At 64.5% G+C, this 21385-nt stretch carries 16 protein-coding genes and 1 tRNA gene; 3 read left to right on the top strand and 14 right to left on the bottom strand.

Annotation, left to right across the window (positions count from 1 at the left end; translation table 11 throughout):
* Positions 1 to 11: 11 nt before the first annotated feature.
* Both U1E69_RS03700 and U1E69_RS03695 read right to left on the bottom strand, forming a co-directional pair.
* Positions 12 to 2591 (bottom strand): methyl-accepting chemotaxis protein, encoded by a 2580-nt coding sequence (locus tag U1E69_RS03700; RefSeq protein WP_322242955.1) that lies wholly within the window; start codon positions 2589 to 2591, stop codon positions 12 to 14.
* Between the two features lie 40 nt (positions 2592 to 2631).
* Positions 2632 to 3120 carry a hypothetical protein gene (locus tag U1E69_RS03695; RefSeq protein ID WP_322242954.1) on the bottom strand — a complete coding sequence of 163 codons (489 nt, stop codon included), beginning with the start codon at positions 3118 to 3120 and terminating at the stop codon, positions 2632 to 2634.
* A 440-nt stretch (positions 3121 to 3560) separates the two neighbouring features.
* On the opposite strand from U1E69_RS03695, the gene U1E69_RS03690 reads away from it, so the two are divergent.
* The gene (locus U1E69_RS03690) at positions 3561 to 5399 is read left to right on the top strand and encodes a glycosyltransferase (protein ID WP_322242953.1); all 1839 of its coding nucleotides are present in this window, start codon (positions 3561 to 3563) and stop codon (positions 5397 to 5399) included.
* Complete coding sequence (locus U1E69_RS03685; protein ID WP_322242952.1) at positions 5386 to 5778, top strand: hypothetical protein; 393 nt, start codon at positions 5386 to 5388, stop codon at positions 5776 to 5778. Before U1E69_RS03690 ends, U1E69_RS03685 begins: the two co-directional genes overlap by 14 nt.
* Here the strand turns inward: U1E69_RS03685 and U1E69_RS03680 are convergent.
* Both U1E69_RS03680 and U1E69_RS03675 read right to left on the bottom strand, forming a co-directional pair.
* Positions 5775 to 6200, bottom strand: coding sequence for an ATP-binding protein (locus tag U1E69_RS03680; RefSeq protein ID WP_322242951.1), 426 nt, complete (start codon positions 6198 to 6200; stop codon positions 5775 to 5777). The two genes, U1E69_RS03685 and U1E69_RS03680, sit on opposite strands and share 4 nt — an antisense overlap.
* Positions 6201 to 6213: 13 nt before the next feature.
* Positions 6214 to 6549 carry an STAS domain-containing protein gene (locus U1E69_RS03675; protein WP_322242950.1) on the bottom strand — a complete coding sequence of 112 codons (336 nt, stop codon included), beginning with the start codon at positions 6547 to 6549 and terminating at the stop codon, positions 6214 to 6216.
* Between the two features lie 389 nt (positions 6550 to 6938).
* On the opposite strand from U1E69_RS03675, the gene U1E69_RS03670 reads away from it, so the two are divergent.
* The gene (locus U1E69_RS03670; protein WP_322242949.1) at positions 6939 to 10400 is read left to right on the top strand and encodes a class I SAM-dependent DNA methyltransferase; all 3462 of its coding nucleotides are present in this window, start codon (positions 6939 to 6941) and stop codon (positions 10398 to 10400) included.
* Positions 10401 to 10555: 155 nt separating this feature from the next.
* Here the strand turns inward: U1E69_RS03670 and U1E69_RS03665 are convergent.
* The 10 genes from U1E69_RS03665 to U1E69_RS03620 form a co-directional block, all read right to left on the bottom strand.
* Positions 10556 to 10645: transfer RNA gene (locus tag U1E69_RS03665), tRNA-Ser, on the bottom strand.
* An 80-nt stretch (positions 10646 to 10725) separates the two neighbouring features.
* On the bottom strand, positions 10726 to 11439 hold the full coding sequence (locus tag U1E69_RS03660; protein ID WP_322242948.1) for an alanyl-tRNA editing protein: 714 nt from the start codon (positions 11437 to 11439) through the stop codon (positions 10726 to 10728).
* Entirely contained in the window at positions 11436 to 13871 is a 2436-nt protein-coding gene (locus tag U1E69_RS03655; RefSeq protein ID WP_322242947.1) for a DUF3772 domain-containing protein, read from the bottom strand. Before U1E69_RS03655 ends, U1E69_RS03660 begins: the two co-directional genes overlap by 4 nt.
* Positions 13868 to 14902 (bottom strand): cysteine synthase A, encoded by a 1035-nt coding sequence (locus tag U1E69_RS03650; protein ID WP_322242946.1) that lies wholly within the window; start codon positions 14900 to 14902, stop codon positions 13868 to 13870. The genes U1E69_RS03655 and U1E69_RS03650 overlap by 4 nt, the downstream gene beginning before the upstream one ends.
* Before the next feature lie 166 nt (positions 14903 to 15068).
* The gene (locus tag U1E69_RS03645; RefSeq protein ID WP_322242945.1) at positions 15069 to 16085 is read right to left on the bottom strand and encodes a GlxA family transcriptional regulator; all 1017 of its coding nucleotides are present in this window, start codon (positions 16083 to 16085) and stop codon (positions 15069 to 15071) included.
* 247 nt (positions 16086 to 16332) lie between these two features.
* Positions 16333 to 17415 carry an ABC transporter ATP-binding protein gene (locus tag U1E69_RS03640; protein WP_322242943.1) on the bottom strand — a complete coding sequence of 361 codons (1083 nt, stop codon included), beginning with the start codon at positions 17413 to 17415 and terminating at the stop codon, positions 16333 to 16335.
* 4 nt (positions 17416 to 17419) lie between these two features.
* Positions 17420 to 18238: an ABC transporter permease gene (locus U1E69_RS03635; protein WP_322242941.1), complete on the bottom strand. Its 819-nt coding sequence runs from the start codon at positions 18236 to 18238 to the stop codon at positions 17420 to 17422.
* Between the two features lie 36 nt (positions 18239 to 18274).
* Positions 18275 to 19120, bottom strand: a complete 846-nt coding sequence (locus U1E69_RS03630) for an ABC transporter permease (RefSeq protein WP_322242940.1) — start codon at positions 19118 to 19120, stop codon at positions 18275 to 18277.
* Positions 19121 to 19187: 67 nt separating this feature from the next.
* Positions 19188 to 20312, bottom strand: coding sequence for a spermidine/putrescine ABC transporter substrate-binding protein (locus tag U1E69_RS03625; RefSeq protein ID WP_322242939.1), 1125 nt, complete (start codon positions 20310 to 20312; stop codon positions 19188 to 19190).
* 127 nt (positions 20313 to 20439) lie between these two features.
* Positions 20440 to 21333: a LysR substrate-binding domain-containing protein gene (locus U1E69_RS03620; protein WP_322242937.1), complete on the bottom strand. Its 894-nt coding sequence runs from the start codon at positions 21331 to 21333 to the stop codon at positions 20440 to 20442.
* Between the last annotated feature and the right edge of the window lie 52 nt (positions 21334 to 21385).

Raw genomic sequence — 21385 nt, 5'->3', positions numbered from 1 at the left:
CCTTGCCTGGCTCAGAAATCCTCCCAGCCGGCGACGTCGGGCTTTACGGCCAAGGCGACGTTGCTGCGGCTGAAGGCAAGCTTCGCAGCCGGGCGGTCTTGTGCACGCGAAGGGCCACCAGAACCAGACCGGAACGCGAGGACTGGCTCCTGGGTCGCGGGTGCGGCAACCTTGAAGTGTGAGACCGTGCCAACCAGCGCGACGGCGTCTTTCGTCAACCCCTCGCTTGCGGCGGTGGCCTCTTCCAGCCGAGCCGCATTCTGCTGGGTGGACTGGTCAAGCTGCGTCACAGCGCTGTTGATCTCGACAAGGTTTGCCGATTGCTGGCGAGACGCGACCGCGATGTCCGATACAAGTTCGGCGATCTCCGAGACGGAGTCCGCGATCTGTTTCAACGCGTCGCCGGTTTTGTCGACCAGGGCCACGCCGCGCCGCACCTGTCCGGCGCTGTTGGCGATCAGGTCGTTGATCTCCCGTGCCGCATCCGAAGATCTTTGGGCCAGCGCCCGCACTTCCGAGGCGACCACCGCAAAGCCACGACCTGCATCCCCGGCCCGAGCGGCCTCGACACCGGCATTCAGCGCCAGCAGGTTGGTCTGGAACGCGATGTCATCGATGACCTTGATGATCGAGGTGATCCGTTCCGAGGAGCTGGAGATCTGATCCATCGCCGAAACCGTTTCGATAACGACCTTGCTGCTGCTTTCGGCGTTGGCCTTGGCGTTTGACACGGCCTGATCCGCCCGTTCCGCCCCGTCCGCGGTTGCCTTGACCGAATTGGTCAAGAGGTCCAGCGCAGCGGCGGTCTGCTCCAGCGTCGCGGCCGTGTTTTCGGTCCGCCTGGAAAGACCATCAGCAGTCGAGCTGATGTCACGCGCCTCGTTGCTGATGTTTTCCGCGTTCTTCAGGATGGCGTGCATCGCATTGGACATGTTCTGCACGGTGTTGTTGAAGTCCTGCCGCAGGTCTTCGTAGGCCCCGGCGAACGGCTCTTCGATCCGGGCGGTCAGGTCGCCGCCGTTCAGTTTGCGAAGGCCATGCCGCAAGGCTTCCACAACGGCCGACTGCTCTTTTTCAGATTCCGTGCGCTGGCGGCGGGCCTCTGCGATTTCCGCCTCGGACTTCGTGACATCCTTGCCCAGAAGCAGATGGCGGATCGGCCGGCCTTCATGGTCTTTCACGCAGCCCAGGCTTCCGTCAATCATGGCCACCTCGCTGGACCCGCGCGCAATGCCCAGCATACCGATGTAGGTTTCGTTTTCCCGGACAAGCTTCAGAATGGCCTCGGCCCCCGGGGTCTGGGCGGTGCCTGCGGTCAGAAGCTCCGACAACGACTTGCGCTTCATGGCTTCGATCGACTGGCCCATCATGGCAAGGAATGGTGCATTCGCGGACAGAAGAGAGCCGTCCAGAGCGAACTCGGCCTTGATCTGGCTGGACTCGATTGCGTTGATGACGGCGGCGTTCAGCCAGCTTTGCGTCACATCGGCCCATTCCATGACGTAGCCCACGTCCTTGCCCTGGGCATTGCGAATGGCAGAGGCGGACAGCGACACCCGTGCCTCGCCCAGCTTGATGACCGTGCTGAAGCCACCGCTTCCCGCCGACTGCATCTCCCGCGCCGCGCGACTGTGTTGCGAGGGGGAATGGAAGCGCGCCACCGACAGTCCCACCAGTTTGTCCGGATCGAACTCGGGCACGCGCTGTTTCAGGGCTTCGGCATGGGTGCGGAAAAGCTCGACCATCTTGGAGTTGAAGTGGGTCACGACCATGTCCAGGTCCACCAGCAGCATTGCGGCGGAAGACCCCATGAAAGCCGCGCTCTTGACCGTATTTTCAAGCTCGCTGACCTGCGCATGGATCAGCGTCTCGCGAAGGCCCCCCAGCGATGTGGCGATAGATCCAAGTTCATCCTTGCGCGACTGCATCGGCACTTCGACCGAATAGTCGCGGCGACCGAAGGTATGGATGACCGACTGCAGGCGCTTCAGCGGGCTGGTGATCGTGCGGTTGAGAAAGAACATGCTCGCCAGGACCGCAAGGATGAAGACGACCGTTGCAACGCCGACGGCCTTCAGTCGGCCGTCGACCAGTTGCGCGACGAGCGGCTCTTTGGACCAGCGTGTGGCAACGGCGCCTACAAGTTCGCCGGATTCACCGAACGTTGACGGGGACGCGACTGTGTAGCCATCCGCGCTGTAGGCGTCCTGGCCCGTCGCCAGAGCGCGACGCGCAAGATCGACCAGCGCGCTGTCTGGCGCGACGGATGCGGCCGGGTTCGGCAGGGGCGTACCATCAAGGCCGACTGCGATGGCGTCTTGCGCGGTTCCGCTGGAATGCTGCATCAGGCCATCGAAAAGTTCATAGACCTTGTCGGCACGACCAAACCGTATGCTGGCCGCAACTTCGGAAGAAAGGGCCTTGGTCTCGGACGCCGCGCGGTCGCGCACGATGCCGGCCAGCGTTGCTTCGGTCGACCTCCAGTTCATGACAGTCAGCGCAACGGCAACGATGGCCGTAACCAGAACTGCGATGACTGTCTGCTTCACGAAGATCGAGTTCAGGCGTGAAAGACGATGAGTAGGTTGCATGGTGTTTTCCCGTGGAGGTGCTGCTGGCGCTGGGTGCAGATCAGAAGGATTCGGCGTTCACACCGATGGTCGCAGCACCGATGCTGAGACCGGTTGCCGGGTCGGTGATCGTGAAAGACACCTGTGCCTGGTAGGTTTGGGTGGATTCGTCGAACTCGACTTCCGAGACGTGGAAAGCGTCCGGCCCGACGCCATAGGTCAGCTGGTACTTTTCTTCATCGCCCTGCCAGTAGTCCGAGGTCACATCGCTGACCGCGACGTTCAGGCCTTTTGCGTCCATCAGGATCACCTCGGTGATCTTGCCGGCGGAGGAGAAGACATAGTCGCGCAGGACGGCCGAGGTGGCGTTCTCGGCCACGCCCTTGATGAGAGCACTGCCCTTGCCGACTTCTGCCTTCCACTGACCATCAAGCGTCTGGATGTCGTTCGGCGTCAGCGCCATGCTTGCCGCATTGGCCCCGATGATCGCGGCGGTGATCATCGGGTCGGCAAGCTTGCTGCGGACTTCCGTGTCGACGAAGGCCTTCATGTTATCTTCAAGCGAACCCGCTGCCGCCACGCCCGGCGAAAGGGACACAATCAGTGCAAGGCTTAGTGCTTTCATCGTTGCCTCCAAAGCAGCGGAAACGGACAGGTTGAAGCTGCACTGTCGCCAACGAATCTTAAGAATCTCATTCTCCGCGCGCCAAAAGTTCGGTGGCCCCCACAAGGGCGACGTCAGCGGCGATGTGTTTTTTTGTTTGTTTTCAAGCGCTGGCTACGCCCTGAGCCAGGCAGTCGTGCAAATTTGACCGAAATGCGGGATATCATGCGGGGTCCAGCCCCGGTCTGCCTGAAGGATCAAACCGCCTTGTCTGTCAGGGGCTGCGCCACGTGTTGCCCTCGACAGCCTCCACAGAACCATGAAATACTGGCAGTATGACAGCCTTCGAAAACGCTTCCGGTGATGGCCCTGCTACCCAGGCATCCGTGACGCGTTTCGAGCGGCAGGTTCCCTGGCAGATCAGCCGACATTCCGAGTTTCACCACGCGCTCTGGCAGTTCCTTGCGACCTGCAGCCTGATCTTCGGTGCCTGGTATCTCTGGTGGCGCTGGACGGAGTCGCTGAATTTCTCGGCAGTGTGGTTCTCGCTGCCGCTGGTCCTGGCCGAGACGCTGGCCTACATCGGGCTGATCCTTTTCACGATCAACATCTGGACCGACCGGTCGCCCCGGCCCGGTGCGCTACCGCTCTCGCTGCGTGACATCACGGGCGACCCGCTGGCGCCCGAGCGGCCGATCGTGATCGACGTGTTCTTCGCCACCTACAACGAAGACCCCGAGATCGTCCGCAAGGGCCTGCAGGCGGCGAAGCGGCTGGACTATCCCCATCCCATCGAGGTCAGGGTCCATGTGCTGGATGACGGCCGCCGCCCGCCAATGGGTGATGTCGCGCGCGAGGAGGGGGTGAACTACATCACCCGCACGGACAATGTCGGCTACAAGGCCGGGAACCTGCGCAATGCGATGAACCATACCTCGGGCGACCTGATCGTGATCTGCGACGCCGACACGATCCCGCTGCCGCACCTTCTGACCGAGACGCTGGGCTACTTCCGCGATCCGCGCATGGCCTGGGTGCAGACCCCGCAATGGTTCTGGGATGTGCCACCGGGCGTGCCGCTGCCGGTCATGCTGGCGCGCAGGTTTGGCGGCGTCGGACGCCGGATCGGCGGGGCCGTCGAGGCGCTGATCGGCCCCGTGCGCCTGGGCGAGGACCCTTTCGGCAACGATCCCCAGCTTTTCTACGACTTCATCCTGCGCCGCCGGAACTGGGCGAACGCAGCCTTCTGCTGCGGGGCCGGGTCGGTTCACCGGCGCGAGGCCGTGATGGAAGTCGCGATCCGGACCTGGGCCACCGATGTCGACGTGTCGTTCCAACGCCAGATGGAGGAGATCCGTCAGCTGACCGGGGAAGCCAGGGTCGACACCCGGCTGGCCGCAGTCACCCGGGTCAGCGCCGCGCAGGAGGTCGATTTCACCCCCTTCATGCTGCATGTTTCCGAAGACATCTACACCTCGATCCGGCTGCACAAGGACCGCGAGCGGGGCTGGAAATCGGTCCAGCATCCGGTGGTGGTGTCGCGCATGGTGTCGCCGAACGACCTGCTCAGCTGGACGACCCAGCGCTTCAAGTATGCCGGGGGGACGCTGGACATCCTGCGCACCGACAATCCGCTCTTTGCGAAAGGCATGACCCTGCCGCAACGCATCATGTACGGGGTGACGTTCTATTCGTACCTCTCGCCGCTGTGGAACGTGGTCTTCCTGCTGTGGCCGGTGATCTTCCTCTTCACCGGGATCGTGCCGGTCGCCACCTATTCCATCGACTTCCTTCTTCACATCGTTCCCTTCCTGCTCTTGAACGAGCTGGCGCAACTGGCCGGCCTCTGGGGGGCCAAGACCATGTCGGGGCGGCGCTGGTATCTGGCGATGTTCCCGCTGAACATCCAGGCGCTCTGGGCGGTGGCACGCAAGCGCAAGATCTCGTTCCCCGTCACTCCGAAGCAGCGCAGCGAGGGGCGGTTCCTGTCGCTGGTCAAATGGCAACTTCTGATGGTGGGCCTGACGATTGCCGGGCTGGTCTGGGCCTGGACGCTGCATCTGGGCGGCGGGGGCGACTACTCCATCGGCGGGCTGGTGGCCAACACGCTTTGGGGTGTAAACAACGTCCTGTCGCTGATGCCCATCATCCTGGCCGCCGTGTGGAAGCCAGACCCGGAGTTCGACCTGCCCATCATGGAACGGTTCCAGCATGAAGTTCAGTGAAGCCCTGATCGGCGCGCGGAGCCAGATTGCCTGGATTGCGGCCTTGGCTTTGTCGACGGCGGCGATCGTCCATCTGGAGCGGCTGGACATCGGGGCCGAGGACGCGGCCGAAAAGGCCAAGGCTGCGGCCACAGACGCCCGCCTGGCCATCGAGGCGACAGGGGCCCTTGCAGAAGCCGAGGCGCGACTGGCGGCCTCTCCCACCGATGCCGAGGCGGCGGCTTCGCTTCTTGTGGCCCTGTCGGCCGCAATGCAGGCCGGCGTGCTGGACATCGACGCTGCGCGCAGCCGGGCCGACGAACTTTGGGACATCGCGGGCAAGGCGGACCCGGCCTGGCGACCAGGCATCGTCATCGCCGCCCTCAGCTTTGCCCGTTAGGGGCGGTGGCGCACCAGACGCAGGCGCACCTGATCGCCGACTGTTCGGAAGCCGACCTCGTCCATTGACACCACCATCAGCGACAAGCCGCGTCCGCTTTCAGGGATGCCTTGCCGGTCGGACGGGTCGAAATCCAGGCGCTCCGGCCCCGCGCCTTCGAACAGGCCGGGGTCAGGCTGCGTTTCGTCCCCGATCTCGACGACGACATCGCGTTCGGTGATCTCGACGAAAAGATCGATGGGCTTTCCGGTTGCAGAAGAGCCGAAAACGACAGCATTTGTCAGGGCTTCCACAACAGCCAGTTCGACGCAGGCCAGGCCATCCTCGTCCAGGCAGCCGCTCAGGGTATCGCGAAGGGCGTCGGCGGCGGGTCCGATCGCCTCCAGGTCACGATTGACAGCCCGGAAGCGCGTTTCCGCCATTCAATCACTCACTTCATGCGGCCAGGCGCTGGATCGCCTCATCGACCGTTGCCGTGATCGGAAATACCCGATCCATCTTCGTTATCGAAAACAACCGTGCCACAGGATAGCTTGCAGAGGCTACAGAAATCGTCCCCAGCGGACCCAGTTTCTTGACCGCAGTGATCAGCGCACTCATCGCGGCGCTGTCCATGAATTCAACCATTTCAAGGTCCAGCACAATCGACTGCTGACCATCCGCGATGAGATCGACCAGAACCTCGCGCAGCGCCGCTGCCTTGCTGGCATCCAGCCGGGGGGCCTCGATCCGTAGGACCGCATGGTCGCCGTTGGTCTCATCTAGGTGCATCGGTCGGTCGTCCCTGACATGACAATCGTTAATCGCAGAGGTCAAGCGTGCTTAACCCTGCGTTAGTCATTCACCGCAGAACATGGCGAAAGCGTGTTTGGTCCCGGACAATTTAAGTGAAAATCGGGGGAATAGTTACGACACACGGGTGTCGGATGAGCGCACTACAACCGCAAGGCACGGCGCGCAGATGCCGCCTCCTGCAGTGGGGGTGGCGAAAGGGGGGACGGTTCATCCGCAGGACCGGCAGCGCACCAACCCTGGCAGAAAGCCTCGCCGCACCTGCCTTGCGTCGCCCCGGAATTACCCCGATCCGAAAAACCCCCTAGCCTTCGGCCGCGTTTCCGGCCTTACTTCGCCAGTGGGACAGGAGCGGCAAACCATTGGACGTGGAAGACTTTATTGCGCCGTGGAAGGCGTCCGGGGGAAGCGAAAGCGCCAACTTTCATTCCTTCGCCCATGATCTGACCGACCTTCTGGGCGTGCCCCGGCCCGATCCGGCCACGGGCGACCTCAAGCGCGACTCCTACCGGTTCGAGCATCCGGTGACCTTCCGTCACACCGGCAGCAAATCCCACGGCCGGATCGACCTTTACCGCGCCGGGCATTTCGTGATGGAAGCCAAACAGGGCACCGAGGGCGCGCAGCCCGACCTGACCCAACCTGACCTCTTGCCCGACCTTCCGGCCAAAGTAAGCAAGGGTCATGGCGTGCGGGGCACCCGGCGCTGGGACGACACCATGCTGCGCGCCCGGACCCAAGCCGACGAATACGCCCGCGCCGTGTCCCGCGACGACGGCTGGCCGCCCTTTCTGCTGATCGTGGACGTCGGCCACGTCATCGAAGTCTATGCCGACTTCTCGGGCCAGGGCCAAGGCTACACCCAGTTCCCCGATGGCAACCGTTACCGCATCCGCATGGACGACCTTCGCGACGACAAGGTCCGCGACCGCCTGCGCCAGATCTGGACCGAACCACATTCCCTCAACCCCGCGAAGGTCAGCGCCCAGGTCACCCGCGAAGTCGCCGACCGGCTGGCTGCCCTTGGCCGGTCCTTCGAAGGCCAGGGCCACAAGCCCGAAGATGTGGCCCGCTTCCTGATGCGCTGCCTTTTCACCATGTTCGCCGAGGATGTGGCGCTGATCCCCGCCAAAAGCTTCTCGGACCTTCTGCACAAGCTGCGCGGCCACCCCGAACGCGCGGCCCCGGCGCTGAAATCGCTGTGGGAGACGATGAACGCGGGCGGCTTTTCGACTGTCCTGCTGACCGACCTCCTGCGCTTCAACGGCGGGCTTTTCCGCGAGGCCGACGCCCTGCCCCTGAACGAAATCCAGCTTTCCCTGCTGATCGAGGCCGCTTCCCGCGACTGGCGCGAAGTGGAACCGGCGATCTTCGGCACGCTTCTGGAACGCGCCCTGTCCGCCCGCGACCGCCACAAGCTTGGCGCGCATTACACCCCCCGCGCCTATGTGGAACGGCTGGTCAACCCGACGCTCATCGAACCCTTGCGCGCCGAATGGGGCGGGGTCTCCCGAACGGCAGGAGAGTTGGCCGCGGCGGGCAACCTCAAGGACGCCTGCGACACCGTCCGCGCCTTTCATCGCAAGCTTTGCGACATCCGCGTGCTGGACCCGGCCTGCGGATCGGGCAACTTCCTGTATGTCGCGCTTGAACTGATGAAGCGGCTGGAGGGCGAGGTGACCGCGCTTCTTCACGATCTCGGCGACGATCAGGCCGCCCTGTCGCTGGCCGGCTATACGGTGGACCCGCACCAGTTTCTGGGGATCGAGCTGAACCCCTGGGCCGCCGCCGTGGCCGAGCTGGTCCTGTGGATCGGCTACCTGCAATGGCACTTCCGCACCCACGGCAAGGCCAGCCCCGCCGAGCCCGTGCTGCGCGACTTCAAGAACATCGAGAACCGCGACGCCCTGCTGGACTGGGCCAGCCGAACCCCCCGGCTGGACGATCAGGGCCGCCCGGTGACCCGCTGGGATGGTCAGACGACGGTCCTTCACCCGGTCACGGGCGAGCAGGTCCCCGATCCCCAGGCGCGGGTGCAGGTCTACGACTATGCCAGCCCCCGCCCCGCCACCTGGCCCGAGGCAGAGTTCATCGTCGGCAACCCGCCCTTCATCGGCGCCAGCCGGTTGCGCGACGCCTTGGGCGACGGCTATGCCGAGGCGCTCTGGGCCGCCTACCCCCGGATGCCGCAAAGTGCCGATTTCGTCATGTTCTGGTGGGAAAAGGCCGCCCTTGCCGCGCGCGGCTGGAAACCTGCGAGTGACAAGACCAAGGCGAAAGGCACGCGGCGCTTTGGCTTCATCACCACGAACTCTCTGCGCCAGACCTTCAACCGAAGGGTGCTGGAGCCGCACCTGAACGACGACAAAGCCCCCCTGTCGCTGGTCTTTGCCATTCCCGACCATCCTTGGGTGGACGCAGGCGACGGCGCGGCCGTGCGGATCGCGATGACCGTGGCCGAGGCCGGGCGGGCTTCGGGTCGGCTGATGTCGATCACCGAGGAACGGAAAGGAGAGACCGAGGCCGAGGGGCGGCCCGTGACCTTCTCGATCGAGAAGGGCAAGGTTTTCGCCGATCTGCGCATCGGGGCGGATGTGGCGGGGGCCGTGCCGTTGAAGGCGAATCTTGATATTGCTGGAATGGGCGTGAAGCTTCATGGGTCCGGCTTCATCCTTTCCAAGACAGAAGCCGCTGCCTTTGTAGCGGATAACAAAGACCTCGGAATGAAGCATATTCGCCCGTTCGTTAACGGAAGGGACTTGGTTCAGTCGCCCAGAATGAGTTACGTTATTGACCTTTTTGGCCTAACCGCGGAGCAAGCCCGTCTGGCGCTACCTCAAGCATATCAGAGGGTGTTGGACACGGTTAAGCCAGAGCGTGATTTGAATCAGCGTGAATCTAGACGGCTTAAGTGGTGGCTCTTTGGGGAAACGATAAGCACCTTTCGACCGGCGTTTGAAGGCCTAAGCCGTTACATTGCCACGACGCGAACTGCAAAGCACCGAACCTTCCAGTTTGTTGACACTTCGGTTCTGCATGAAAGCAAAGTGGTGGCATTCGCCATTGACGACGCAGCGGAACTTTCCGTGCTATCGTCTCGCACTCACCAATGTTGGGCGCTAGCCGCCGGTGCAATGTTAGGCGTGGGCAACGATCCAACTTATAATCATTCAGATTGCTTCTACCCCTTCCCCTTTCCCACCCCCACCGAGGCTCAGAAAACCCGCCTGCGCTCTCTGGGCGAACAGCTGGACGCCCACCGCAAGGCGCAGCAGGCGGCGCATCCGAAGCTGACGCTGACGGCGATGTACAACGTGCTGGAAAAGCTGCGGGCCGGGCAGCGGATCGAGGGGAAGGACAAGGAGATCTACGATCAGGGCCTGATCGGCATCCTGCGCGACCTGCATGACCAGATCGACGCAAGCGTCGCCGAGGCCTATGGCTGGCCCGCCACCCTTTCCGATGACGAAATCCTGCACCGGCTGGTGGACCTGAACCGGACCCGCGCGGCCGAAGAAGCGCGCGGGCTGGTCCGCTGGCTGCGCCCCGACTACCAGAACCCCCAGGGCCGCGCCGTCGCCGCCAGGGCCGACCAGGGCGCGCTGGACATCGGTCCGACCGACACCTCTGCCAAGACGCCCTGGCCCAAGGCCCGCCCCGATCAGAACAACGCCGTCCTGGCCCGCCTGCGTGACCTTGGCGACGCCACCCCCGCCGAAATCGCCCGCACCTTCGCCGGCACCCGCCCCGCGACGGTGGAAGCCCACCTGGCAAACCTGGTCCGCTACGGACTGGCCCACGCCCTGGACCAGGGCCGCTTTGCGTCCTGACCTGTCAAGCCGGGCTCCCGGGACATGGCTGACCCTTGCCCGCCAAGGCAAAGCGCCTTGCCCATTTCCGGGGGCTTGCGAAAGTCTGCGCGGGATTTCGGGGCGGCGGCGAAGCCGGGTTCCGCTTACAATCCAATAGCCTGACTGGAAGAATATGGCGGACAGTGAGGGATTCGAACCCTCGAGACGGTTCCCCGCCTACACACTTTCCAGGCGTGCGCCTTCGACCACTCGGCCAACTGTCCGTCGCAGGGCTGATACTCCGGCTTTGCGGGGCTGTTCAAGGGGATATCTGGCCTGCGCGCCAAAAAGCGAAACGGTGTGGTCAGGCAAGCGTGATCGTCACCCGGCGGTTCTGGCGGCCCTTGTTCTCGATGCGGCCGATCTCGACCCGGCCGATCTCGGAGGTGCGACGAACATGGGTGCCGCCACAGGGTTGCAGGTCCACCAGAGTGTCGCCATCGGTGATCCGCACCAGCCGCACCCTGCCCTGCCCCGTCGGTGGACGGACGGACATGGTCTTCACCAGGCCCGGATTGGCCAGAAGGTCGTCGTCGGTGATCCAGTCGTCGCTGACCGTCAGATCGCGGGCGATGAGGCTGTTCAGCGCCTCGTCCAGCGCGGCCACGTCACCGGGCGGTTCCGGCATGTCGAAGTCCAGCCGCCCACGGTCCGCCCCGATCTGGCCGCCCGTCACCGGTAGCGGGATCACCACGGACAGAAGGTGCAGCGCAGTGTGGATGCGCATGTGGCGGTGGCGGCGGGTCCAGTCGATCAGCTGGCGGGCCGCAGCACCGACGGGTGGCATGGCGACCGGTTCGGCCGGAACCAGAGCGATCCCGCCCTCGACCTTCAGCGCCGTGGCGATCGGAACCAGCGCGCCGCCCCAGTCCAGAACACCGCTGTCACCCGGCTGACCCCCGCCCGTGGCATAGAAGATCGACCGGTCGATCACGATGCCGCCTTCGGGCGTATGGCCGATCACCCGGCAATCGGCAGCGGTCTGGTAGGCATCGTCTCGGAAGAGCAGCTCGGTCACCGTTCGGCCCCTTTCACTTCGGCCGCAGGCGTCTGCGGCGTGGATTTCCCGGCCCTGGACGCAGGCCGCTCATGCTCGACCAGTTCGGCCAGCGCCAGCACTGCATCGGCGGCCTTCATCGGGTCAGCCGGCGCCGGGGGGGCCGGAGGCGGGACGATATGGATGTCCTCTTCGGCCAGCCGCTGCAGAAGCCGGTGGTTGATGTCGCTGCGCACCTGCACGCCGAAGTTCACGTCGCGCAGGATCACCCGGATCTCGAAGGTCAGCTGGGTGGCGGTATAACCGGTGAAGGCGATGACGGGCGGCGGGTTCAGGATGGCAAGGGGCTGCTCTTCGGCGATTTCGCGCAAAAGCTTTTCGACCTTCCGGGTATCCGACCCCAAAGCCACCGCCACCGGCACGATGATCCGGCCCGACAGGTTGAACCGTGTCCAGTTGGTGACGCGTCCGGTGATCAGGTCGGCGTTCGGGACGATGACGTCGTTGCGGTCGAAGGTCTCGATCCGCGTCGACCGGACGCTGATCGACCGGACCTTGCCCTGCACGGTGCCGACCTCGATCCAGTCGCCCTCGCTGACCGGGCGTTCGACAAGCAGGATGATCCCCGAGATGAAGTTCGACACGATGTTCTGCAGGCCGAAACCGATACCGACCGACAGGGCACCGGCGACGATGGCAAGGCCGGAGAGGTCCAGCCCGGCCGCGTTGATCGCGATCAGGGCGGCCAGGAAGACACCGACATACCCCACGCCCGCGACCAGCGCGGTCTGCCCACCAGGCTCCATCCGGGTCTTCGGCAGGATCGTGGTGCGCAGCGCGCCCTGGAAAAGACGCGTCAGCATGTAGCCGATCACGAAGACCGCCGCGAAGATCATGAAATTCGATGGCGAAATCGTCGTGCCGCCGATCTGGAAGCCTTCGGTGAAGCGGTTCCAGATCTCGGTCAGGTCCGAGAAGCGCGCGCCCCAGATCAGCGCCAGCACGGGCAGCGCGGCGATGGCCAGGAAGAAGCCCGCCAGGACCGGCACCAGCGCGTCCTGAGCGGTTTCCTCGGACCTTGTGATCAGCACCCAGGCGTCACCGATCAGGCGTTGCAGGATGAAGAGGAAGGCAACCAGCGCGAAGGACATCATCGCGGGATAGATCACCGCCTCGGCCGCCTGGACATAGCCGAAGCCCGCCAGCACCGGGCCCAGGATGCCCAGCACCGTCAGGGCGCGCGCCAGAAGCTGGATCAGCCGCAAGGAATAGCTGGAGGATCTGTCCTCTGTCTCGCGCGTCTTGCGCAGCGTCCGGCCCAGGCGCAACAGCACAAGGCCGCCCGTCACCAGGATCGGAAAGGACATGACCGAGGTCGTGGCGTCCGAATAGGCCTGCGCATCCATAGCCGCGCCGCGCAGCATGTCGGCGGCGATCACCAGGCCCATCATGACCGACAGAAAGCGCCCCTCGGCCCGGCGTTCCGGCGGCAAGGGCAGCACGGCGCCCTCGCCCTGGATGCGGGGGAAGGCCCGCGCGCCAAGCCAGGCGGCGGCGAACACGACGAAGCCCGCGACGGGCAGTGTCCCGGCGATCCGGGACCCGACCTCGCCCAGCATGCCGCTGGCCGCCAGGGCCCAGGACAGCAGGACCACTCCGCCTGTCGGCAGGACGATCCCCCCCATCGAGGCGAGAAGCGCCCAGAAATGCCGGCCCCGGACCGAAGCGCCTTCCTGCAGCCGCTCGGCAAAGCGCTCGATCCAGCGGCGGACATAGAACACCAGGGCCAAAGCCACGATGACCAGGATGACGATCAGCGGCAGGTTGTCGAACAGCTCTTCCCGCGCCCTAGGGTCATCCCAGGATTCGATGGTCTCGTCCCAGATCCGCTGCACCGTGTCGGCAAAACCGATGGCCGCCTCGGGCCAGTTTCCGGGGTTCAGGGGCGAGGGCCAAAGCTGCAGCAGCTGGTCGGCCTGGCGTTCGCGCAAGGTGCGGTCGATCTCGTCGATCAACCCGTCGGCGCGGCGATAGGCCTCTTCGGCGGCAATGCCGGGGGCCTGCAGCTTGACCAGCTGGCTGGCCAGTTCCTGTCGGCGGACCGAAATTTCGTCCGCCTCGGTCGCCCCGTCCGCGGGCGCGGGACCCAGCGCGTCGATCTGCTGGCGCACTGTGGCGATCCGCGCCGAGTTGGCGCTTTGCGCGTTCAGAAGGGCCGCGCGCCACTTGGCCAGCTGGGCACGGATTTCCTCCATCCGATCGGACGAGGTGTAGCGGTTGCCGATCTCGGCCTCGGCCCGTTCGGCCATCCGCTCCCACAGGGCATAGTCAAGTTCGGCCCCGTCCGTCGCCGGTTCCTCGGCCGCAACCGGCGTCCCCGTCTGGTCCTGGGCCAGCCCCGGCGCCGCTGCCAGTGCAAGGACCAGGCCCAGCCAGAGAAGAAGCCGCGTCATGCGTCCTCGTAGACCGGCGGGATCGGACGGGCGGGACGGTCCAGCCAATCGGGGACCGGCAGGCCCTTTTCGCGCAGGAAGGTCGGGTTGTAGATCTTGGACTGATAGCGGCTGCCATAGTCGCACAGGATGGTGACGATGGTCTTGCCCGGCCCCATGTCGCGGGCCATCCGCATTGCGCCCGCGATGTTGATGCCGGTCGAGCCGCCCATGCAAAGCCCCTCGTCGGTCAGAAGATCGAAGATGATCGGCAGCGCCTCGTTGTCCGGGATACGGTAGCTGAAATCCGGGGTGAAGCCTTCCAGGTTCGCGGTGATCCGCCCCTGCCCGATGCCTTCGGTGATGGAATTGCCGGGGCTTTCCAGCTTGCCGGTAGTGTAGAAGGAATGCAGCGCCGCGCCCTCGGGGTCGGCCAGACCGATCTTCACGCCCTTGGACTGCAAGGCCTCGGCCACACCGGCCAGGGTGCCGCCCGAGCCCACGGCACAGATGAAGCCATCGACCTTGCCGCCGGTCTGGTCCCAGATTTCCGGGCCGGTGGTTTCGATATGGGCCTGACGGTTCGCCACATTGTCGAACTGGTTGGCCCAGATCGCGCCATTGGGTTCGGTCTTCGCCAGCGCCTCGGCCAGACGGCCCGAATAGCGGACATAGTTGTTCGGGTTGCGGTAGGGGGCGGCCGGGACCTGCACCAGCTCGGCCCCCGCCAGCCGCAGCATGTCCTTCTTTTCCTGGCTTTGCGTTTCCGGGATCACGATCACGGTGCGGAACCCCATCGAGGCCCCCACCAGCGCAAGGCCGATCCCGGTATTGCCTGCCGTCCCCTCGACGATGGTCCCGCCGGGCTTCAGAAGACCCTTGGCCACCGCATCCTTGATGATGTAAAGCGCCGCCCGGTCCTTGACCGACTGGCCGGGGTTCATGAACTCGGCCTTGCCGAGGATGGTGCAGCCGGTCATCTCCGAAGCCTTCTTCAGCTTCAGAAGCGGCGTGTTCCCGATCGTGTCGGCCAGATCCTGATGAATGCGCATGGGCAGGTCCTTCCTTGGTCCCTGCAGGTGTATTGGGGTCGGGGGCCAAACTCAAGCCGCGGTCGTGCCAGCGGGCGGCAAACCTGCCTGCCATCCGCACCGGACCGGGCGTCACACACGGGTATTCAGCACCCGAATGGAGCGGGTTTCGTGCCCGCCCTCTTCACTATCTCAGGCTGGACGGGCTGACCTTGAAGCGGGTCTTGTAGGCCTTCGAGAAGCTGGACCGTGAGTTGAACCCCGTCGCGATGGCGACTTCCAGGATCGAAAGGGTCGTCTCGCTAAGCAGGTTGCGGGCTTCTTGCAGGCGCAAACCAAGGTAATAGCCCTTGGGTGTCTCCTGCATCACCGCCTTGAAGATGCGTTCAAGGTGGCGGGGGGTCCGACCGAAGACCTCGGCAAGCTCTTCCTGACCAAGCGGAGTGGCGATGTTCTCTTTCATCGCGGCGATCACCTTGGCAATCCCGGGGTGTCGGGTCAGCATCGCCTTCGGGTAGATCGCCTTCTGCACGACATCCGCCTCGCGGTGGCGGCCGTGCAGGCACATCTCGGCGACCGCGTCGGCAAGCTTCTTGCCGTGATCTTCCGCGATAAGCGCCAGCATCATGTCGATACCCGCCTCGCCCCCCGCGCAGGAGAAGTGCTTCTTGCCGATGACGTACAGCTGCTGCAGCGGCTCGACATCGAAAAGCTCGCGGAAGGCGGGGCCGTTTTCCCAATGCACGGCGGGCGTATCCTCGCCCAGAAGACCCGCGCGCGCCAGAGTATAGGCCCCGGTGCAGATCGCACCGATCCCGCCCCCCTGCCGGACATGCGCGCGCAGCCAGCTCAGGACGCTGCGGTCGGCTGCCTGCGCATCGGTGCCCGAACAGACGATGACCGTGGTTTCGCGCCGAAGGGGTATCAGACCGTGATCGACCTCGATGCGCACCCCGGCCGAGCTTTCCACGGGTGCGCCATCCATGCTGAACAGACTCCAGCCATAAAGCGGCTGCTGGGTCAGCTGATTGGCGATGCGCAGGGGTTCGATGGCCGATGAAAAGGCCAGCAGCGTGAAGTGCGGCAGAGCCAGGAAAGCAAACTCGCGCGTTGTGACCGGGCCGGTCACCGGAACATAGGCCACGCCGCGCGGGATGATGGCGCGGGCGTCGTGAAAGCGGCGTCCCTCGACGTAAAGCGTCATGGCGCGTCCCTTCTGGTAAGCTGGCGGTCAGTCATGGGTCAGGGTCCGGCGCCGACGTGGGGACAGTCGTGCAAGACCCCATGCAAAGGCCCGTGACAGGGCGCCTTGGCCCAGCGGCACCTGGTTCAGTTGTTGGGGCGACAGGCCACCGCCCTGAAGGAGGACAATGCTCATGCGGCAACGCTCCGTGGCAAGATCGACGGCGCCCGGGCCAAGACGGGCGGCGGGAAACGGACAGGCCCAGGGGTCAGGCTTCGGCGACAAGATGGCCATCCTGCGGGTTCCACCAGGCGTAAAGACCCTGGCCGATGTCGGTGGGAAGATCGGCGATCTCGTCATGACCCTTCTGGACGCGGATTTCCTGGCCCTGAGCGGTTTCAAGGTACAGCGTGGCCGTCGCCCCGACAAATTCCTCGCCGATGACCCGGACCGGGACGACGTTGACCGCGTTTGCGGGTTTCTCGACGCTGAGATGGGTCTTGGTGTCCAGCACCGTGAGGGTCGCCGCCTCGCCCAGCCCGGCTGCGTCCCCCGAAAGGGCGAACTGCCCGGCCGGAGTATCCAGCACCTTGCCCTGCCCGCCCGCCCGGACCTTGCCGCTGAAAAGGTTCGACGACCCCAGGAAGTCGGCCACAAAGCGGGTGCGCGGGGTGCGGTAGATCTCTTGCGGCGTGCCGATCTGCTCGATCACGCCCCGGCTCATGATCACCACGCGGTCGGCCATCGAAAAGGCCTCGGACTGGCTGTGGGTGACATAGACGAAGGTGATCCCCGTCTCGCGCTGGAGGTTCTTCAGCACCGACTGCATCCGCACCTTCAGCGCCGCATCCAGCGCGGACAGCGGTTCGTCGAGCAGCAGGATTTCCGGCTCCACCACCAGCGACCGCGCCAGGGCCACACGCTGCCGCTGGCCGCCGGACAGCTGGCTGATGTTGCGCTCGGCGAACTCGGTGATCTGCATCCGGTCCAGCCACTGTTCGGCACGGCGGCGGCGTTCCGCCTTGCCCACGCCGCGCATCTTCAGCGCGAACTCCACGTTTTCCCGCACGTTCAGGAACGGGAACAACGCGAGGCTCTGCCAGACCATCGGCGTATCGCGGCTCCAGGTCGGCAGGTCGTTGATCGGCTTGCCGGAAAGCTTGATCACCCCTTCCGAAGGGGCTTCCAGCCCCGCCAGCATCCGCAACGTCGTGGTCTTCCCGCAGCCCGACGAGCCCATGATCGCCAGGAACTCGCCCTTCCTGATCTCGAAGTCCAGCTTCTTGACGGCGACGAAGGTGCCGAAACTTTTGACCACGCCCTCGAAGGACACCAGTGTATCGCGGCTCATGGGGTTACTCCTTGGCGGGCTTGGCGCCGCGGCCGGACAGCAGAAGCTGCGCCAGGATCACAAGCGTCATGGAAAGGATGAAGACGAAGGTGCCGATCGCGTTGATCCGCGGGCTGACCTGGCCTTGCAGAAAGCCCAGAACCTTGACCGGCAGGGTTTCATTCAGGCCCGAGACGAACCAGGCCACGGCGAACTCGTCGAAGCTGACGGCCATCGTGATGAAGAGCGCCCCGAAGATCGCGGGCGCGCAGAACGGCACGATGACATGCCGCATCGCCATCCATTCCGAGGCACCCAGGTTCCAGGCCGCAGGCTCCAGCGCCGGGTCCATCTGGGACAGGCGCAACCGGATGATCGCCATCGCGAAGGGCGCGCAGACGACGACGTGAGAGATGATGACCGACAGCGCGTTGCCCGACAGGTTGATGCGGGACAGGTAGGCCAGCATCGCCAGACCCAGGATGATCACTGGGATCGTCGGCGGCAAGAGCGCCAGCGCCAGGTACACCTGCTTGCCCGCGAACTTGTAACGGTAGTCGGTATAGGCCGCCCCGAACCCCAGCGCGGTCGAGACGATGCCGACGATTACGCCGACAAAGAGCGTGTTCCCGGCGCCTTCCCAGACCAGCGGGTCCGTGGCCACAGCGCGGTACCAATCCAGCGAGAACTCTCCCAGCGGGATCGACGGGAAGCGGTCCGAGTTGAAGCTGAAGACGAAGCTGGCCGCAATGGGGGCGAAGACGAAGGCATAGGCCAGGATCACGTAGACGACCAGCGCCCAGTCGACGGCCCGGTTGCGGTTCAGGTCGGCAGAGCCGCTCATTTCGACTTCCCCCCAATCACTTGGACTTCCCCCCAATCACTTGGACTTCCCCTTGTAGGCAAACTTGACGGCGGCGAAGGCGACGACCATCAGCGTGCCGATCATCGTCAGCGCGATCACGGCGGCGCGGGGCCATTGCTGGCCGGACTTGGTGGTGTCGGTGATCAGGATCGACAGCGTCGTCGGCTCCCCCCCGCCCAGGTAGACCGGGCTGACGAAATCGCCGAAGGCCAGGATGAAACAGAACAGCGCCGCGATGACCAACCCGGTGCGGGCCGAGGGGATGATCACCTCGAACACCGTCCGCAGCCGTCCGCAGCGCATGTTGTGTGCGGCCTCGATCAGCGTGCGGTCAATGAAGACCAGGCTGAACAGCTGCAACAGGACCACCAGCGGGAAGGCCAGCGTCAGGTATCCGATCATGGTGGCCCCGACGGTGTTCAGCATCTGGTAGGGGCCTAGGCCGATCCAGCCCAGGATGACGTTGATGATCCCGTTGTCCGACAGGAATATCTGCCAGGAATAGATGCGAACCAGGTAGCTGGTGAAGAACGGGATCACCATCAGGAACACCGCCCAGCGCCGCGCGGTGTCCGACATCTTGAACGCGATGGCGTAAGAGGCCGGGAAGGCGAGGATGCTGGTCAGCACCGCAGCCGCGGCGGCCAGTGCCAGAGTGTTCCCGTAGGCCTGCCAGAACACCGCGCGGCCATACATCGTGGTCCAGTTCACCGTGTCGAAATCCGGCGACATCACGAAGTTCTTCACCGTCCAGAAGGACAGCGCGACCAGGAACAAAAGCGGGAAGACGAAGAACAGGACCTGCCAGACCAGAAGCGGCAACGAGAAGGTCAGACCGTAAAGGGTGATCGGGCGTCGCATCGGCGGGCGCTCTCCTGCAAAGGACTGCGGGCCGGGGGATCGCCCCCCCGGCCCGCATCGTCAAGGCTCAGGCGCCTTTGTATTCCGACCAGAAGTCGTTCCAGGTCTCCAGGTCCTGCTGGACCGGCCACTGGCGGTACTTGATCCGGCCTGCGCGGATCATGTCCATCGCGTTACCGGCATCCTTGGTCATGCCCTGGCGCTTGGCCTCGTCGGGGTTCTCGGCCTGCAGGACCTCCCAGCCCTTGGCGTTCGGCACGATCGCCGGATAGGCCGCCATCTGCGCCGACTTCGCCTGACCCTTGGCCGAGGTGATGTACTGGATCCACTTCTTCGCAAGATCCGCCTTCTGCGACCCCTTGCCGATCGAGAAGCACTCCGACCACTGCAGTCCGCCCTGCTCCGGGATGACCGACTTCACCTTGGCGCCGGACTTCTCCAGAACACCGGTGATCCAGTCGCCGATGCCGCAGAAGGCCAGCATCTGTCCGTCGTTCAAGGACGAGAAGGTCCCGCCATAGTCGAAGAAGCCACCGATCTGCGGCCGCAGCGACATGGTCTTTTCCTTCACGGCCTCCCAGGCCGCTTCGTCGATGTCATAGGGGTTGGCGTTGCCGTTCAGCAGGCTCAGTTGCCCCAGGTTCGGCAGGTGCCAGTCGAAATGCCCGACCTTGCCGGTCAGCTTCGGGTCCCAGAAGACGTTGTAGTTGGCGGCCTCGGCCTCGGTCAGCGCGTCGGTGTTGTAGGCGACACCCAGGAAGCCGAAACGCGTCACCAGCGAGAACAGCTTGCCGTCCTGCCAGTTGCCGGGAAACTGCTGGAACTCGGGGAAATATTCGTCCAGCGCATAGTCGGCGGGGTCCAGCTCCTCGACATATCCGGCGGCGTTCAGCGCCTGGACGTATTCGGCGTCCGACAGGATCACGTCGAAGGTGCCGGGGGGCGACTGCGAGATCAGCCCCAGCATGTTGTCGCCGCCGGTATAGTATTTCGGGATGAACTTGACGTTGTTCTCGGCCTCGAACTCGGCAACCATATCGGGCTCGGCATGACCGTACCAGGCCAGCATGGTCAGCTCGGTCGCCTGCGCGAAGGCGCGGCGCGAGAGCATGGGGGTGGCCAGCGCGGCGGCCCCGGAAGCAAGCAGCGAACGGCGCGTCAGGCCTGTCGCAAGCGGATTGATCCTGGTCATCTTCGCATTCCCTGTTGTCGTTGTGATGGCTTTATTCTTGCCATGACGTTAGGGGAATGTATCAGGCAGACAAAATCGGTTCTTGAAATCCATTGATAAGCGCCCGTTATCCCTGCCTGCGTCTTGATCAGTTTGGTAACGGCGTGATCCCCGATCCGACGCTTTCCAGGCTGGCGACAAGGTCACTCACCAGTTGCAGGCCCGCAGGCGACAGGCGCGGGTGCTTGTAGAACAACCCGACGCGCAGGGGTTCCAGGCTTGGCAGCCCATCCGCCACGGACAGCTCGCGCATTCCCGGCAGCATGGTCGCCCGCGTCAGCGCCGTGATGCAGAAGCTGTTCAGCACCGCGTTCTGCAGGCCCGAGATCCCGGGCCCGGTATAGACGATCCGCCAGCGCCGCCCCGCCGCATCCAGCGCATCGACCATGCGCGAGCGGTAGTCGCAGCCTTCCAGATGCGCGCCCAGGGGGATCGGCCGGTCCGGACGCAGGGCCAGGTCCTCGGCGGCGGCCCAGATCGGCTGTTCGATCCAGGACCGCGACAGGTAAGGCATCCGCGCAGAGGGCATGGTGGCCACGATGATGTCCAGATCGTCCGAGCGCAGGTGCTGATGCAACTCGCGGCTAAGGTCGCAATGGATTTCAAGGTCCACGTCGGGGTGATGCTGCAGAAAGGTCGTCAGCGTGCCTTGCAGGAAGGCCACGGCGTAGTCGGTCGGCAAGCCGATGCGCAGCACCCCGTTCATGTCCGAGCGGTGGAAGTAACGCACCGCCTCGTCGTTCACCCGCACCATCTCGCGCGCATAGGACAACAGCGCCTCGCCCGCCGGGGTCGGGTGGATCGCCCTGCCCTCCTGCATCAGCAAGGGCGTTCGGACCAGCTCTTCCAGCCGCCGGATTTGCAGGGAAATCGCAGGCTGGCTGCGCCCCAGCACCGCCCCGGCCTTGGAATGCCCGCCCAGTTCCACCACCGCGATGAAGGTGCGCAGCAGGTCGGTCGGCAGATTGGTCAGCAGCGCCATTGCATTTGCCTCGTCAATGGAACCATTGAGACAATATATTTTCCTTATGCGG

The sequence above is a fragment of the Tabrizicola sp. genome, assembly GCF_034366665.1.
Lineage (GTDB): Bacteria > Pseudomonadota > Alphaproteobacteria > Rhodobacterales > Rhodobacteraceae > Tabrizicola.
This window is presented reverse-complemented; position numbering and strand designations above follow the sequence as displayed.